The sequence below is a fragment of the Streptomyces oryzae genome (assembly GCF_017676365.1).
Classification (GTDB): Bacteria; Actinomycetota; Actinomycetes; order Streptomycetales; family Streptomycetaceae; genus Streptomyces; species Streptomyces oryzae.
The window spans coordinates 1-13,909 of record NZ_JADKMA010000051.1 but is presented as its reverse complement, the minus strand read 5'-3'; the positions used below and the strand labels follow the sequence as shown (position 1 = coordinate 13,909).

The 13,909-nt window shown below is 73.2% G+C and carries 13 protein-coding genes and 1 pseudogene; 5 read left to right on the top strand and 9 right to left on the bottom strand.

Annotation, left to right across the window (positions count from 1 at the left end; translation table 11 throughout):
* Positions 1-26 precede the first annotated feature (26 nt).
* Positions 27-800, bottom strand: coding sequence for a PTS sugar transporter subunit IIAB (locus tag ITI46_RS12485; RefSeq protein ID WP_209239570.1), 774 nt, complete (start codon positions 798-800; stop codon positions 27-29).
* Positions 801-940: 140 nt separating this feature from the next.
* Here ITI46_RS12485 and ITI46_RS12480 point away from each other — a divergent pair, with 140 nt between their 5' ends.
* The gene (locus ITI46_RS12480) at positions 941-2,089 is read left to right on the top strand and encodes a baeRF2 domain-containing protein (protein WP_209239569.1); all 1,149 of its coding nucleotides are present in this window, start codon (positions 941-943) and stop codon (positions 2,087-2,089) included.
* A gap of 340 nt (positions 2,090-2,429) precedes the next feature.
* On the opposite strand, the pseudogene ITI46_RS12475 reads toward ITI46_RS12480, so the two are convergent.
* Both ITI46_RS12475 and ITI46_RS12470 read right to left on the bottom strand, forming a co-directional pair.
* Positions 2,430-3,332 (bottom strand): annotated as a pseudogene (locus ITI46_RS12475) (MFS transporter); the annotation flags it as partial.
* Positions 3,333-3,864: 532 nt separating this feature from the next.
* Positions 3,865-4,698 carry a polysaccharide deacetylase family protein gene (locus ITI46_RS12470; protein ID WP_209239568.1) on the bottom strand — a complete coding sequence of 278 codons (834 nt, stop codon included), beginning with the start codon at positions 4,696-4,698 and terminating at the stop codon, positions 3,865-3,867.
* Between the two features lie 179 nt (positions 4,699-4,877).
* Here ITI46_RS12470 and ITI46_RS12465 point away from each other — a divergent pair, with 179 nt between their 5' ends.
* A complete protein-coding gene (locus ITI46_RS12465) occupies positions 4,878-5,753 on the top strand; it encodes an aminoglycoside phosphotransferase family protein (protein ID WP_209239567.1) in 876 nt (291 codons plus the stop codon).
* A 16-nt stretch (positions 5,754-5,769) separates the two neighbouring features.
* On the opposite strand, the gene ITI46_RS12460 is transcribed toward ITI46_RS12465, so the two are convergent.
* The 3 genes from ITI46_RS12460 to ITI46_RS12450 all read right to left on the bottom strand — a co-directional run bounded on the left by ITI46_RS12460 (position 5,770) and on the right by ITI46_RS12450 (position 8,869).
* Positions 5,770-7,260, bottom strand: a complete 1,491-nt coding sequence (locus ITI46_RS12460) for an FGGY-family carbohydrate kinase (RefSeq protein ID WP_209239566.1) — start codon at positions 7,258-7,260, stop codon at positions 5,770-5,772.
* Positions 7,261-7,380: 120 nt separating this feature from the next.
* The gene (locus ITI46_RS12455) at positions 7,381-8,181 is read right to left on the bottom strand and encodes a DeoR/GlpR family DNA-binding transcription regulator (protein WP_209239565.1); all 801 of its coding nucleotides are present in this window, start codon (positions 8,179-8,181) and stop codon (positions 7,381-7,383) included.
* 13 nt (positions 8,182-8,194) lie between these two features.
* Positions 8,195-8,869, bottom strand: a complete 675-nt coding sequence (locus ITI46_RS12450; RefSeq protein ID WP_209239564.1) for a histidine phosphatase family protein — start codon at positions 8,867-8,869, stop codon at positions 8,195-8,197.
* A gap of 165 nt (positions 8,870-9,034) precedes the next feature.
* Between ITI46_RS12450 and ITI46_RS12445 the strand changes: the two genes are divergently transcribed.
* From ITI46_RS12445 to ITI46_RS35480, 3 genes are all read left to right on the top strand, one after another.
* Positions 9,035-10,501, top strand: a complete 1,467-nt coding sequence (locus ITI46_RS12445; protein WP_209239563.1) for an FGGY-family carbohydrate kinase — start codon at positions 9,035-9,037, stop codon at positions 10,499-10,501.
* Positions 10,502-10,586: 85 nt separating this feature from the next.
* The gene (locus tag ITI46_RS12440) at positions 10,587-11,108 is read left to right on the top strand and encodes a methylated-DNA--[protein]-cysteine S-methyltransferase (protein ID WP_209239562.1); all 522 of its coding nucleotides are present in this window, start codon (positions 10,587-10,589) and stop codon (positions 11,106-11,108) included.
* 71 nt (positions 11,109-11,179) lie between these two features.
* Entirely contained in the window at positions 11,180-11,299 is a 120-nt protein-coding gene (locus ITI46_RS35480) for an LPFR motif small protein (protein ID WP_280634761.1), read from the top strand.
* Positions 11,300-11,326: 27 nt separating this feature from the next.
* Here the strand turns inward: ITI46_RS35480 and ITI46_RS12435 are convergent, their stop codons facing one another.
* From ITI46_RS12435 to ITI46_RS12425, 3 genes are all read right to left on the bottom strand, one after another.
* The gene (locus tag ITI46_RS12435) at positions 11,327-12,376 is read right to left on the bottom strand and encodes a zinc-dependent alcohol dehydrogenase (RefSeq protein WP_247745876.1); all 1,050 of its coding nucleotides are present in this window, start codon (positions 12,374-12,376) and stop codon (positions 11,327-11,329) included.
* A 126-nt stretch (positions 12,377-12,502) separates the two neighbouring features.
* Positions 12,503-13,162, bottom strand: a complete 660-nt coding sequence (locus ITI46_RS12430) for a class I SAM-dependent methyltransferase (RefSeq protein ID WP_209239561.1) — start codon at positions 13,160-13,162, stop codon at positions 12,503-12,505.
* Positions 13,159-13,881: a TIGR04282 family arsenosugar biosynthesis glycosyltransferase gene (locus ITI46_RS12425; RefSeq protein WP_209239587.1), complete on the bottom strand. Its 723-nt coding sequence runs from the start codon at positions 13,879-13,881 to the stop codon at positions 13,159-13,161. Before ITI46_RS12425 ends, ITI46_RS12430 begins: the two co-directional genes overlap by 4 nt.
* Positions 13,882-13,909 lie beyond the last annotated feature (28 nt).

Below are 13,909 nucleotides of genomic sequence, written 5' to 3'. Positions count from 1 at the left end.
TCGTACGAGGTGGGGAGGGGGCGGGTTCAGACGTCGTAGGTGTCGCGCAGCGTGGCGTCCACTTCCTTCGCGCTGGTGAAGTCCTCCACGACCTTCACCGGTATGCCCACGTCACCGAGGGTCCTGGCGATCTCGCGGGAGGTGAGGATGGCCACGGCCTCGGCCGCCTTGCCCTTCGCCGAGATCGTGTCGGTGGCCTCGACGGTGATGTGCTGGTCCCAGCCCCAGCGGCCGAGGACCTGTTCCAGGGTGTTCTTGAGGAAGAGGCTGGTGCCGACGCCGTTGCCGCAGACGGTGAGTATCTTCTGCGCGGCCGGGCCGCTCGGCCGCGCCGCCCGTTCGCCGCCGGCCTCCCGCCGGGCGAGCACCCGGTGCAGCTCCTCGGGGCTCGCCGCACCGCGCAGCGCCGCCTCGGTCTCCGGGTCGCCCAGCAGTCGGGCGAGCGCCGCCATGGCCGCCGTGTGTGCGCCGGAGTCCCGCGCCGCCAGCGCGACGACCAGGGTGACCGGGTCGTTGGACTCGTGCCCGAACGCCACCGGCTCCGCCAGCCGCACCCATGACATGCCGGTGTGCCGTACCGCGGGCGAGGGGCGCGCGTGCGCGAAGGCGAAACCGGGCGCGATGACGATGTACGGCCCGTTCTCCTCGACATTGCGGATCATCTCGTCGGTGTACGCGTCGGTAGTGGTACCCCGCGTGACCAGCAGCTCGCCCGCCGCGCACACCGCGGAGCGCCAGTCGGCGACGGACACGTCCAGCCTGATCGCCTCGCGGGGCAGGAGTTCACTCAGTGAGGCCATGCCCCGGATACTGACACGCCGTGTCGGGGCCAGGGGCGAGGGGTACTCGCGCAGTCCGTGGATGGAGATGAACCACGCGCCCCGCGCGAAGCAGGCGATCGCGCGACAGACAGGCGATCCCGCAGAAGCAGGGAGGAACCATGCGCCTCGATTCCCTCGCACCCCTACTCGACCGGAGCGGGCCCTGGGCCACCGTCTACGCGAGTACGGCACAGGCCACCGAGTCCGCCGGTGACGAGCGCCGGCTGGCGGCCCGTGCCGCGGGGGACGAGCTGGCGCGGCAGGGCGCCGACCCGGCCACCGTGGACGCCGTCACCGAGCACCTGGCCGCGCTCTCCCCCAGGACCAAGCCGCAGGGCAGCGCGGTGTTCGCGGCCGACGGCGGCATCGTGCTCGACCTGCCGCTCAACGCGGCCCCCGGCCGTCATCACGTCAGCTGGTCTGCGCTGCCGCACCTCGGGCCGCTGCCCGAGCTGCTGGGCGAGAACCCGCGCTGTCTGACGGCACGCATCGACCGTACGGGCGCCGACTTCGAACTGGTCGACGCGCAGGGGACGCACAGCGCCGGGCAGGCGTCGGGCGAGGAGTGGCCGGTGCACCGCACGGCCACCGGTGAGCTGTCGGAGAAGCACTTCCAGCTGCGCGTGGAGAACACCTGGGAGAGCAACGCCGGGCTCGTCGCCGAGGCCGTGGCCCGCCGGTTCCGGGAGACCGGCGCCGATGTCCTGGTCCTCAGCGGCGATCCCCGGGAGCGGCGCGCCGTCCATGAGCGGCTTCCCGAACAGCTGCGGGCCATCGCCGTGGAGACCTCGCACGGCGGCCGAGCTGCGGGCTCGTCCTCCGAGCTGCTGGACCGCGAAACGGCGCGGGCCCGCGAGGAGTTCGTCACTCGGCACACCGCACGGGCGCTGGCCGCGATGCGCGCAGCGCACACACCGGGCCCGGCGCCCGCGGGCCCGGCAACGGCGGAGACGGTGCCCTCACTGGTGGAGGCGGCGCGGGAACACCGGGTGGACACCCTGCTGGTGCGGCCCGGCGGACCGGACCGCGACCGCGAGGTCTGGGTGGGGGACGGCCATGACCAGGTGGCCGTGCGCCGCTCCGAGCTGCAGTACCTCGGGGCCGTCGACCCGGCGCCCGCGCGCGCCGACGACGCGCTGCTGCGGGCGGCGCTGGCAACCGACGCCGAGGTGCTGGTCGCAGCGCCGGAGGAGGAGCTCCCGGTCGGTGGGCTCGGAGCGCTGCTGCGGTGGACCCATGCGGACGAGCGGGCGGCCGCCGTGCGGTGACACGTCGGACGGAGAGAAGGGCCGCTGAGGCCCGGATTTCCCTCCGCCGGTTCCGGCTTCGGCCCGTTCCGGCCGTGGATCGGCCGCCCCGCGCGCCCGGGTCCGATAACGCCTCCGACTTGACGCTCTTCCAGGAAGTGGTGGAGGGCGCGACCTCCCAGGGGCGGGAGCCGCGGTCCAGCCACCCGGACAGCAGGCCGAAGCAGGCGCCGGCCAGTGCCAGGAGTGCGCCCAGCCAGCTCGGTGAGAGGAGGCCGAAGCCGGCGGCGATGACGACGCCGCCGAGCGAGGCCCCCAGCGAGTTGGCGATGTTGAAGGCGGACTGGACGCTGGCGGAGCCGAGTTCGGGTGCGTCCCTCCCGTGGTCGAGGATGCGGGCCTGGACGCTGGGGATGGCGGCCATGCCCGCGATACCGGTGACGAACACGTTGACGGCGACCAGGACGGTGTTCTGCGCCGTCACCAGAAACATGATCAGTGAGAGTGCCAGTGCGAGCAGTGCCCCGCACATGGTGCGCACCGGCCAGTCGGCGAGCCGGCCGCCGAGCATGGTGCCCACGGTCATGCCCGCTCCGGACAGCGCCAGCAGAGCGGTGGCCGCGGTGGGCGTGTATCCGGAGACCTGGGTCACCAGCGGCTGGATGTAGGTGTAGAAGGACGAGGTGCCGGCGAAGCCGAACACGACCACGGCGTAGGAGAGCCACACCTGCGGTCTCTTGAATATGCCGAGTTCGCCGCGCACCGTGCCTCTGCCGGGTTCTCGCTGTACGGGAACCAGCACCGCGAGGGAGATGAGCGCGACGAGCCCGATTCCCGCGACGACGATGAACGTCCAGCGCCAGCCGACCGTCTGCCCCAGCAGGGTGCCCAGCGGCGAGCCGACGATATTGGCCATCGGCACGCCGACCAGCACCACCGAGAGAGCTCTGCCACGCTTTTCGGAGGGGACGAGTCCGACGGCGACAACGGCACCGATTCCGAAGAACACTCCATGCGGAAGTCCTGCCGTAAAGCGTGCTGCCAGCAGCAGTTCATGGTTCGGGACAAAGCCTGACGCTGTGTTTCCGAAAATGAACAGGCCGGTCATCGCGAGCAGTATTGTCTTACGGCGGAACCGCATACCGGCGATGGTGAGAAGTGGCGCCCCGATCACGACACCGAGCGAGTAGGAGGAGACATAACCACCGGCATCGGAGATGCTTACTCCCATGTCGGAGGCTGCCTCGGGCAGTAGACCTATCATCACGAACTCGGCCGTGCCCGCACCGAACGTTGCAATGGCCAGAGCCAGGAGGGCAAGGGGCAACTGGACCTCCTTGCGGGAGTGGGGTGTTGGGCTGCCCGGCTCGCCTCGGCGGGCCGTTCCTTGAAAGGAAGCGTGCCGCAATCCGGGATTCGAGCAAACGGTTTCCCCATAAGGCTGCCCATAGTAGGATTCCGGGAATTTCCTGAACTCCCCCTGGAATCAAGGCAGTCGAGCCGCGAAGGCGTCAAGACGCCTTCTGCGGGGCGCAGGTTATTCGGCGTGTCGCCACCTGGCGCCGGTGATTGTCCTGCGGGTAAAGAGAGTTGCCGGTGACGAATGCGGTGGCTGTGACTTCAGAATTGCTCGCCGGAATGTGATTCCCGGTGAGGGGCTGCCCCGTCCTGTGTCATGCGGTCTGCCGCTCGCTCCCCCAGCCTCCGGCCGGGAGGTGCCCCAGGCTGATCGCGCAGTTCCCCGCGCCCCTGACGGGGCGCGCGTCTTCCCGTCCCGGACAACTGACCGTAGGCGCTCAGGACTTCGGGAAGCTGAAGGTGTAGCCCCGGTCCTTCAGCCATGGCAGCAGTTCCTGAAGCGCCTGGTAGGACTCGGAACGGTCACCGCCCCCGTCGTGGAAGAGAAGCACCGCGCCGTCCTCCAGCTGCTCCTTGGCGTGCCGGACTATCGCCTCGGAGCCCGGCAGTTCCCAGTCCCCCGGGTCGACGATCCAGCCGAGCGGCCGCATCCCGTGCTCGGCGGCCAGCCGGCGGCTGGCGGGGGTGAAGGCGCCGCCGGGTGCGCGGTAGTAGTACACGGGCGCGCCGCCCGACGCCTTGTCGATCATGCGCTTGGCGTCGAGTATCTGCCGCTTCTGGTAGGCCACCGACTTGTGGTCCATCCCCGTGTCGTGGTCGACCGAGTGGTCGCACAGCCGGTGCCCCTCGGCGACGATCCGCTTGACGAGCTCCGGGTGGCGCTCCGCGTTGGGGCCTATCAGACAGAAGGTCGCCTTGACATGATATTGACGCAGCAGGTCGAGCATCTTGGGCGTCCACTCCGGATGCGGTCCGTCGTCCAGGGTGAGCGAGACCGAGTGCCCCCCTGCGGCGGTGTGATGGCTGATCTTCCGGCTGACCTTCCGGGGGGCCTTCGGCTTCGCGGGTCCGGCGTGTGACTCCTTCTTCGCAGGGGCCGGGTCCTGCTGCACCCGCGCGGCGCGCACACTCTGCTCCCAGCCCGGATGCCGGCTGGAGGCGGCGGCTCCCGAACCGGTCGCCACGAACGCCGTCAGCAGACCGGCCGCCACGGTTCCCGCCGCGGCGGCTATCGCCACGGTCCCCGGCCTGCTGCCCCGCTTACTGTGCACTTCTGCTCCCAACTGCCCGTTTTCACCGAACTTGCAATGATGCAGACCACTCCGGAGGGACAGCGGTTGCGCTGCCGAGATGAGAGATACACCGCATTCGGGGCCGGGCTGGACAGCAGCTGCGCGGGCACCCTGACAGCCTGGTGACAGAGCGACCGAGAACAGGGAGAGCACAGGCGATGGCGACCAGCGTGGCATTCACCGAGGATCTGGCACGGGAGGTGCTGGCCGCGGCTACGGGCGGCCCCGGCGGTACGGCGGAGCTGCTGTCGCTCGGCGAGAACGCGGTCTTCGGGCTGGACGGGACCGTGGTGCGGGTCGGCCGCGACCCGCAGCTGCTGGCGCGCGCCGAGCACGAACTCCGGGTGTCGACCTGGCTGGAGAGCGAGGGCGTGCCCGCGGTCCGCGCCGCCGAGCCCCAGGCCCGGCTGGTGGGGGATCATCCGGTCACCTTCTGGCAGCGGCTGCCCGCAGCCGTGCGCCCCGCGGGCGCCGCTGACCTGGCCGGTCTGCTGCGGCTGGTCCACGCGTTGCCCGAGCCGCCGTTCGCCCTGCCCGCGCGGGAGCTGCTGGACGGGGTGGAGCGGTGGCTGCGGCTGGCCGGGGACGCGGTGCCGCGCGAGGACGCGGCGTTTCTGCGGGCCCGCAGGGACGACATCCGCACCGCGCTGCCCGGCCTGATCCCCCATCTGCCCCCAGGCCCTGTCCACGGGGACGCGCTGCCCCGCAATGTGCACGTCACCCCGCAGGGTCCGCTGCTGGTGGACCTGGAGACGTTCTCCTCGGATCTGCGGGAGCACGACCTGGTCGTGATGGCGCTCAGCCTGGACCGCTACGGGCTGCCGGAGGCGGAGCACGAGGCGTTCTGCGCCACCTACGGCTGGGACGTGCGCGGATGGGAGGGTTGCGCGGTGCTCCGGGGGGCGCGCGAGACCGCAAGCTGCGCGTGGGTGTCACAGCACGCGCCGGGCAACCCCGCAGCGCGCGCCGAGTTCCAGCAGCGGGTGGCCTCGCTGCGCGAGTCGGACCCCACGGTGCGCTGGCACCCGTTCTGAGCCGCCCCGCGCGGTGCTACACCCACCCCCGCGCGGCCAGCTCCTGGGTGAAACGCCCGTACGACTCGTCCAGCGCGTCCTTCTCCCCCGGCACCGGCTCGATCAGCCGGCCCTCGCCGGTCATGGCCGAGGCGGCCTCCTCCAGCGAGGGATGCAGCGTTCCGGTGGCGGCCAGCAGCGCGGCGCCGAAAGCCGTCTCCGCACGGTCGGCCACCCGCAGGGGCAGCCCGAGCACCGTGGCGCGGATGCGGGTCCACAGCCGGCTGCGGCTGCCGCCCCCCGCCGCGTACAGCGGCGCTTCCACGGGCACACCGAGCGCCGCGACCCGTTCCAGCGCGAGGCGTTCGAGGAACGCGACGCCTTCCAGGTCGGCGCGGTGCCGGTCGGCGTCATCGGCCGGGGTGCCGAGGGTGAAGCCGCGGGCTGCGCCCGCCACGAAGGGGAAGCGCTCGCCCTCGCGGCGCAGCGGGTAGCTGACGCAGGAGGCGGGCCCACGCGCGGCTGCCGCCTCGTCCAGCGACTGCAACTGCTCGGCGGCGCGGTGGGCGAGGGCTTCGCCGCCGGTGCTGGAGGCGCCGCCCGGCAGCCACCAGCCGTCCGGGTGCCGATGGCTGTAGAGGGCGCCGGCCGGGTCGGTGACCAGGTCGCGGGTGACGCCTTTGAGTACGTAGGTGGTGCCGAGGATTCCGACGAACTGGCCGGGGGCCACCGCGCCGGTGGCCAGCTGCCCGGCGCAGCCGTCCGTCATGCCGAGCCGTACGTCGCAGCCGGCCGGCAGCCCGGTCTCGGCCGCCGCCTGCCGGCAGACGGTGCCGATGGAGGTTCCGGGCGGCTGTACGGGGGGCAGCCAGTGCGCCGGGATGCCGAGCGCGCCCATGACCTCGCCCGGCCACTCGCCCGCACGCGGGTCGTAGCCGGTCTTGAGCGCGTGGCTCCAGTCGGTGGCCACGGGCGTCCCGGTGAGGTGCCGGGCCAGCAGGTCGGGGGTGTGGACGAGCCGCGCCGTGCCGGGGTGGTCCGCCGTGTGCCGGGCGTACCAGGCGGCCCGGCCGAGCGCTGCCGTCGGCCCGACGGTGAGGCCGAGGTCCCGCCACCGGTCGGCGCCCAGGCGCTGTGCTTCAGCGTTGAGGTCGGCGGCCCTGCGGTCGTCGTACATCAGCGCGGGGCCCAGCGGTCGGCCGTCGGCGTCGGCCGGCACGAGCGTTCCGGAGGTGGCGGAGACGGCGACGGCGGTCACTTCGGCGCCGCCTGCGGGCAGTGCAGCCGTTGCCTGGCGCAGCGCCTCGGCCGTCGCGGGCCACCAGCTGCGGGCGTCCTGTTCGCTGCGGCCGCCGCCGTCGCGGACCGGCTGCGGCAGCGCTGCCCGGCCCTCGGCGTACACCGTGCCGTGGGCATCCACGCAGACGACGCGGACGGCGGCCGTGGCCATGTCGATCCCGGCGACGAGGGGGGTGGCGACGGCGGGCGCAGGGCGTGGGTTTCCGGGTGCCGGGGCTGGGCTGTCCATGGCATACCTTTCAGTGAGAGTGTTAATTTCACACGCTCGATGTGATATCTGCTCGATGTGAGATCAGCTCGCTGCCGCCTCGCGCCGTATCGGCGATGTCGCCGCGCGCGAGGCCACCGGTCAGCCGCTCACCTCGGCGACCCGGACGTCGGTGTGCTCGCGCAGCTCGGTCAGCAGCTGGCCCGGCACCCCGTCGTCCACCACGACGTGGTCGAAGTCGGACACCGGGCACAGCCGGTGCAGCGCGGTGCGCGCCACCTTGGAGTGGTCCATCAGCAGCGCCGTACGGGCACCGGAGGCGAGCATGGCCCGCTTGACGAGCACCACGTCCTGCTCCTGATGGAAGGTCATATGGCCGTTCATGGCCGATGTGCTCACCAGCACCAGATCGACGGACATCGCCTCGATGGCCTCCACACAGGGCACCCCGAGGAAGGAGTCGTGGGTGTGCGAGTACTCACCGCCCAGGGCGATGAGCCGGATCTCCTCGCACCCGGCGAAGACGTCCACCACCCGGCGCGCATTGGTCAGCACGGTCAGCGGTGTCCTCTCGCGCAGCAGCGCGGCCAGCGCCAGCACGGAGGTGGAGTCGTCCAGCATCACCGACATACCGGGCTCGACCAGCTCGGCCGCGGCCTGTGCCACGGCCTCCTTCTGCGCCACATGGACGCCCAGCCGGTAGTCGAGATTGCTCTCGAAGACGCTGGTGGGCAGCGCCGAGGCGCCGCCGCGGAAGCGCCGCAGCACCCCGCGTCTGGCCAGCGCGTCCAGATCGCGGTGCACGGTCATCACGCTGACGCCCATGGTCTCGGCGAGCCGGCTGACGCTCACCGTGCCGTGCTGGACCACGTGCTCGGCAATGCGCTGTCTGCGGCTCTCCTGCGAGCGGGCCGCGCCGGCGGGGGTTCCCGGGTTCGTCATCGCGCCTCCCCGCTCAGCCCGCGGTCGTGGGGGCCGCGAGCGGAGTGGGCCCGGCGGCCGAAGCGCCGGTGCCCGTCGGCACGTTCAGCGACCGCAGCGCCGTACGGTCGCCGGACACCTCGATCTCGGTGACCGCGGCGTTGTCGAGCCGGGGCAGTACGAGCCGGTAGCGGCCAACCGGGATGCCGAGCATCGCGCACAGGGCGATACGGAAGGCGGTGTTGTGCGCGACCACCAGCACCGTCTGCCCCTCGTGTGCCGCCGCCACCTCGCGCAGCGCTCCGCACACCCGCGGCGCGACGGCGGTGGGCGGCTCGGAGCCGGGGAAGGAACCGGTCTCCGCGTCCTGGCGGAAGGCGCGCACCAGCTCCGGGTCGTCGGCGGTCATCTCCGCGATGGTGCGGCCCTCGCCCCAGCCGAAGCCGGCCTCGCGCAGCCCCTCGTGCACCCCGGGCACCACTCCCAGCGCGCGGGCCGCGGGCTCGGCGGTGTGCCGGGCGCGCTCCAGCGGCGAGCTGACGACAGCGGCGATGGGCTGCTGCCTGGAGCGCACAACCGCCCACTCCGCGAGCTGCTCCGCCTGCCGCCGCCCCGCGTCGGTCAGTGCGATGTCGGAGATGCCGGCGTAGCGGTTCTCCGCGTGCCAGACGGTCTGGCCGTGCCGTACGAGCAGGAGCCGGGCGGTCATACGTCCTCCAGGACTGTCGGTGCGGTGCCGTGGGAGTGCGGGTGCGGCGAGGCGCACACTGCCGGCCCATTGGGCTTCTTCACGTAGAGCGCTATAAATATAACAACCTCGATGTGGAGAGTGTGGAGAGCAGCGCGAGCTGCCGGGACTGGAAGGCGAACGGCCATGACTGAAACCGCTGGGGCGATCATCGGTGTCGACATCGGCACCTCCGTCACCAAGGCCGTCGCCTTCGATCGCGACGGCAACCGACTGCACGCGGCGGCACGGCGCTCCACGCTGCTGCACGAGCCCGGTGGCGTCGTCGAGCAGGACCTGGAGGAGGTGCTGGCAGGCGTCGCCGAGGTGGTCAGGGAGGTCGCCGCGGCGCTGCCCGCACCGCCCGCGGCGCTCGCGCTGACCGGCCAGGGCGACGGGCTGTGGCTGCGCGACGCGGAGGGCCGTCCGGTACGGCGCATGATCTCCTGGATGGACGGCCGCGCGGCGTCGCTTGTCGGCCGCTGGCAGCGGGACGGCACCGTGGCCGAGGTCTTCCGGCACACCGGCTCGGGGATGTTCCCCGGCTGCCACGCGCCCCTGCTGGCGTGGCTGCGCGAGCACGAGCCCGAGACGCTGGAGCGCGCGGCGGTCGCTGGGTACTGCGTCGACGCCGTGGCGCAGCGGCTGACCGGCACGGTCAGCGTGGACGCCTCCGACGCCACCCTGCCCTTCCTCGACCCCGCCACCCGCGAGTACTCCCCCGCCGCGCTGGCCGCCTGCGGCATCGCGGATCCGGCTCACCTGCTGCCGGCCCCCGCCGCACCGCGCGCCGTGCTGTCCCTCGGCCGGGAGGGAGCCGCACTGCTGGGCCTGCCAGCCGGGCTGCCGGTCACCTCAGGACCGTACGATCTGCCCGCCTGCGCCATCGGCAGCGGCGTACGGGAGACCGGCGACGGACTGCTGACGGTGGGCACCACGCTCGCCTGCCAGGTGCTCACCGACCGTACGGACCGCGACCCGGACGGCGAACCGGCCGGGATGTGGCTGTGCACCCCCGAGACCGACCGCTGGCTGCGCGCACTGCCCGCGATGGTCGGTACCGCCGGGATCGACTGGGCGCTCGGGGTGGTCGGCGCCTCGACCGACGACCTGGATACGCTGCTGGACAAGAGCCCGGCCGGGGCCCGGGGAGTGGTCGCGCTGCCGTTCCTGTCCGAGGCGGGCGAGCGGGCGCCGTTCGTGGCTCCGGCGGCGCGGGCCTCGTTCGAGGGCATGTCACTGGCGCACGACCGCGCCGACCTGGTGCGGGCCATGTGCGAGGCGGTCGGCTACGCGGCCCGGCACTGCCTGGAGACCGCCGGGCTGTCCCGGACACTGGCAGCGTGCGGCGGCGGCACCCGCTCCCAGGGCTGGATGCGGGCCTTCGCGGGCATCCTCGGCCGCCCGGTGCGGGTGCCGGCCGAGACGGAGGTCGGGGCCAAGGGCGCGGCCGTCGTCGCCCGCGCCGCGCTGGGCGACCCCGTCGACGAGGAGCGGTGGCACACCGGGTACCGGCTGGTCGAGCCGGAGGAGGCCGACCGTGACCGGTACGAGCGCGGCTACGCGGAGTACCGCGGGCGGGTCAGCGCTGCGAGGGTCCGCTGGGAGGGGTGAGAGCTCCGGAGCCCGATGTCGTTTTCCCGCCAGTCCTGGGTCCGGCCTGCGGCGAGACTGGAGGGGAACGGAGAAGGGACGAGCCATGCACCGCACGCACACCGTCATCGACAGCCCCGTCGGGCCGCTGACCCTGGTCGCCACCGACGGGACGCTGTCCGCCATCTACATGGATCAGCAGCGGCACCGGCCGGCGCAGGAGACCTTCGGGGCAGCCGATCCGCGCACGGCTGCCTTCGGGCACGTGACGGAGCAGCTGGGCGAGTACTTCGCGGGAGACCGTACGGAGTTCACCGTGCCGCTCGCGCCGCAGGGCACCGACTTCCAGCGCACCGTGTGGTCCGCGCTCTGCGAAATCCCGTACGGCCGGACGCTCTCCTACGGGCAGCTCGCCGAACGGATCGGCAAACCGGGCGCCGCGCGGGCCGTCGGGCTGGCCAACGGGCGGAACCCGATCAGCATCGTCGTCCCGTGCCACCGGGTCATCGGGTCCACCGGGCAACTGACCGGCTACGGCGGCGGCATCGAACGCAAGCGGCACCTCCTGGACTTCGAGCGGGGCGCTCTCGTGCCGCAGGGAGGAGGTGCCGGGGTGACGCTGTGGTGAGGGGGTTTGCCCCCGGCTGCGGCGGTCACCCGTGAGGCGGACACAGACCGCGTCGCGGCAAGGAGGACAGCATGCTCCGCGCCATCGCAGATGTGCTGCGCGCCATAGGCGGCGCAATCGCCACCGTCGTCACGCTCCCGTTCCGGGCGCTGGCCCGGCTGTTCGCCGGGGCCTCCCGCTCGGCGCACTAGCCGGCGCACCGCCGCAGGGGTGACCCGTCAGCCGCCGAAGGTCAACAGGACCTTCGGCGGTCCGCTTCTGCCCTGCTCCAGCAGCGCGAAGGCCGCACTCACCGCCTCGGCCGACTCGGCGGGGAAGGTCCGGGCGATCAGCGGGGCCGCGTCCAGGACGCCCTGCTCGAAGAGCGCGACCGTACGGTCGTAGTGGGAGATGCCGTGCTGGATGCCGAGCACGTCCACCCCCTGCAGGGAGAGTTCGCCCGGCACGAACGAGACCGGCTCCCTGGCGACCCCCACCAGCGCCACCCGTCCGCCGCGCTCGGCCATGCCGAGCGCACCGGTGAAGGCGGATGCGGCGCCGGATGCCTCCACGACCAGGGAGTAGGCGTTCTGCGGCGCCTCGTCGGGGTGGAGGGCCGCGTCGGCGCCGCAGCGCAGCGCCAGGTCGAGACCCGGCCGGTCGATGCCGACGGCGTGCACCTTGGCCGCGTACCGGCGCGCGAACTGGACCGCGAGCAGGCCCATGGTGCCCGTCCCGATGACGGCCACCTGGTCGTCGAACCGCAGCCGCGCCCGCTCGAACGCCTCCACCACCGAGACGGCGGGCTCGATCAGCGCACCGGCCGGTTCGGGCAGTCCGGCGGGCAGCGGGGTGAGTGCGTGCGTGGGCACCCGTACATGGTCGGCGGCTGCGCCCTGCAGCCCGTACAGCCCGGTCTCGCGCAGCGCGGTGCACATCTGGGCGCGCCCCGCGTGGCACTGGGGGCAGCGGCCGCACGGCACCATGGTGCGGCCGACGACGAGTGAGCCGACCGGCGGGGCTTCCGCGGGTGGTTCGTCGGCGTAGGCGGTCACCTCGCCGTACCACTCGTGCCCGAAGATGTGCGGGAAGGTGATGCGGCCGTCCTGGAGGAAGGCCGATGTGCCGTGCAGGATCTCCAGGTCGGTGCCGCAGATCCCCACATACCGGGTACGCACCAGCACCGTGCCCGGCTCCGGTTCCGGCACCGGGACGGTGGCCAGGTCGGTCTGTCCGAGGCCGGTGATGCGGGCGGCACGCATCGTGCCGCCGGGCCAGTTCCCCTTCAACGGGCGTCCTTTCGGGAGGGGCGCTTACGGGCGGTGCTGCGCTGCCTCCGCCTCGGGTCACCCCTGGATCATGGCACGCCGTGGCTGCGGCCCCCGATGCCGGGCACAGGTGACAGCGGCCCGGGCTCAGTCGCGGCGCAGCGCTGCGAAGTCGCGGGCGTCCTTCGACCAGCTGTCCACCGGCGACCAGCCGGACACGCGGGCCACGCGGTGCAGCGCGGCGAGGCCAAGCCGCGCCCAGGGGAACGGAGTGCCCGTGGTGCCGCGGGCGTTCTCCATCCATACCTGAAGCCGCTCGTCCACGTCCTCCCCCGCGACCTCCACCAGCAGCAGTCCGTCGGGGCGTACCAGGTGGGCGACGCGGCGCAGCAGCAGCGCGGGGTCGCCGCCGATACCGACGTTGCCGTCGACGAGGAGCGCGGTGTCCCAGGCGCCGGGCGGGGGCAGGGGTTCGAAGACGGAGCGGCGCAGCGCCCGTCCGCCTCGCAGTACGGTGCGGGAGACGGCCGCTGCGTTGATGTCGATGCCGAGCGAGGGGTGCCCGTACTCGCCGAGTGCGGCCACGAGGCGGCCCGGGCCGCAGCCGATGTCGAGCACGGTGCCCTGGCAGCGGTCGAGTACGGTCATGTCGGCCGCGTCGGCGACGGCGCACCAGCGCTCCACGTCGAGGGTGAGCGACCAGCCGCCGTGGCCGCGCAGATAGAGCGGGCCGCGGCCGAGGCCGAGGGCCTCGGTGTAGGGGTCCTCGGTCCAGGAGCCGCTGTCGGCGCCCGTACCCGCTCTCACCTCCCCCTCACCCCTGGCGTGCCCGGCGCCGCCGGCCCGGTCGGCGCGTGCCCGGAGCCCAGCAGCCGCCGCAGGCGGGCGTGTTCGGCGGCGAAGAGGCTGTCGGGGGCTTCGGCGGCGACCGCTTCGGCGTCGTCCGGCTCGTCCACGTCCCGCAGCTGCGGCAGGTCGCACACGCGCAGCCCGGCGTCCAGGAGCCGGGAGCGCTGCACCGCGCCGGTGGTGGCGGTGGACATGGGCACGCCGCGCAGCAGTGCGGGGTCCGGTGCGGCCAGGCCGAGCGCCCAGAAACCGCCGTCGGCTGCGGGGCCGAAGCAGGCGTCGTGGTGCCGCCAGGCGTCCGGCCGGGTCGCGGGCTCGAGTAACGCGGGGGTGAGCTGCGGGGTGTCCATGCCGACGAGCAGCGCCGGCCCGTCGCACAGCGCGAACGCCGCGGCCAGCCGCTCGTCCAGGCCGCCGTCCGCCTGCGGCACGATCTCGAGGGGCGCGCCGCCCTCCGCGGGCTCCGGGAGCCAGGGCCCCGGGCTGCCGTCCAGCACCAGGACGCGGCGGCGCGCGGGCGCCGCCAGTACGGCGCACAGGGTGTCGGTGAGCGCGGCGGCGGCGAGTGCGGCTGCGCCGTGCGGGGTGAAGGCGGGCGCGAGGCGGGTCTTGGCGCGGCCCGCGCGTGGCTCCTTGGCGATGACGAGCAGCGTGGTGGTGGGCTCCGGCACCGGCATCACGCGTCCTCGGTCGTGGGGTGGGGGG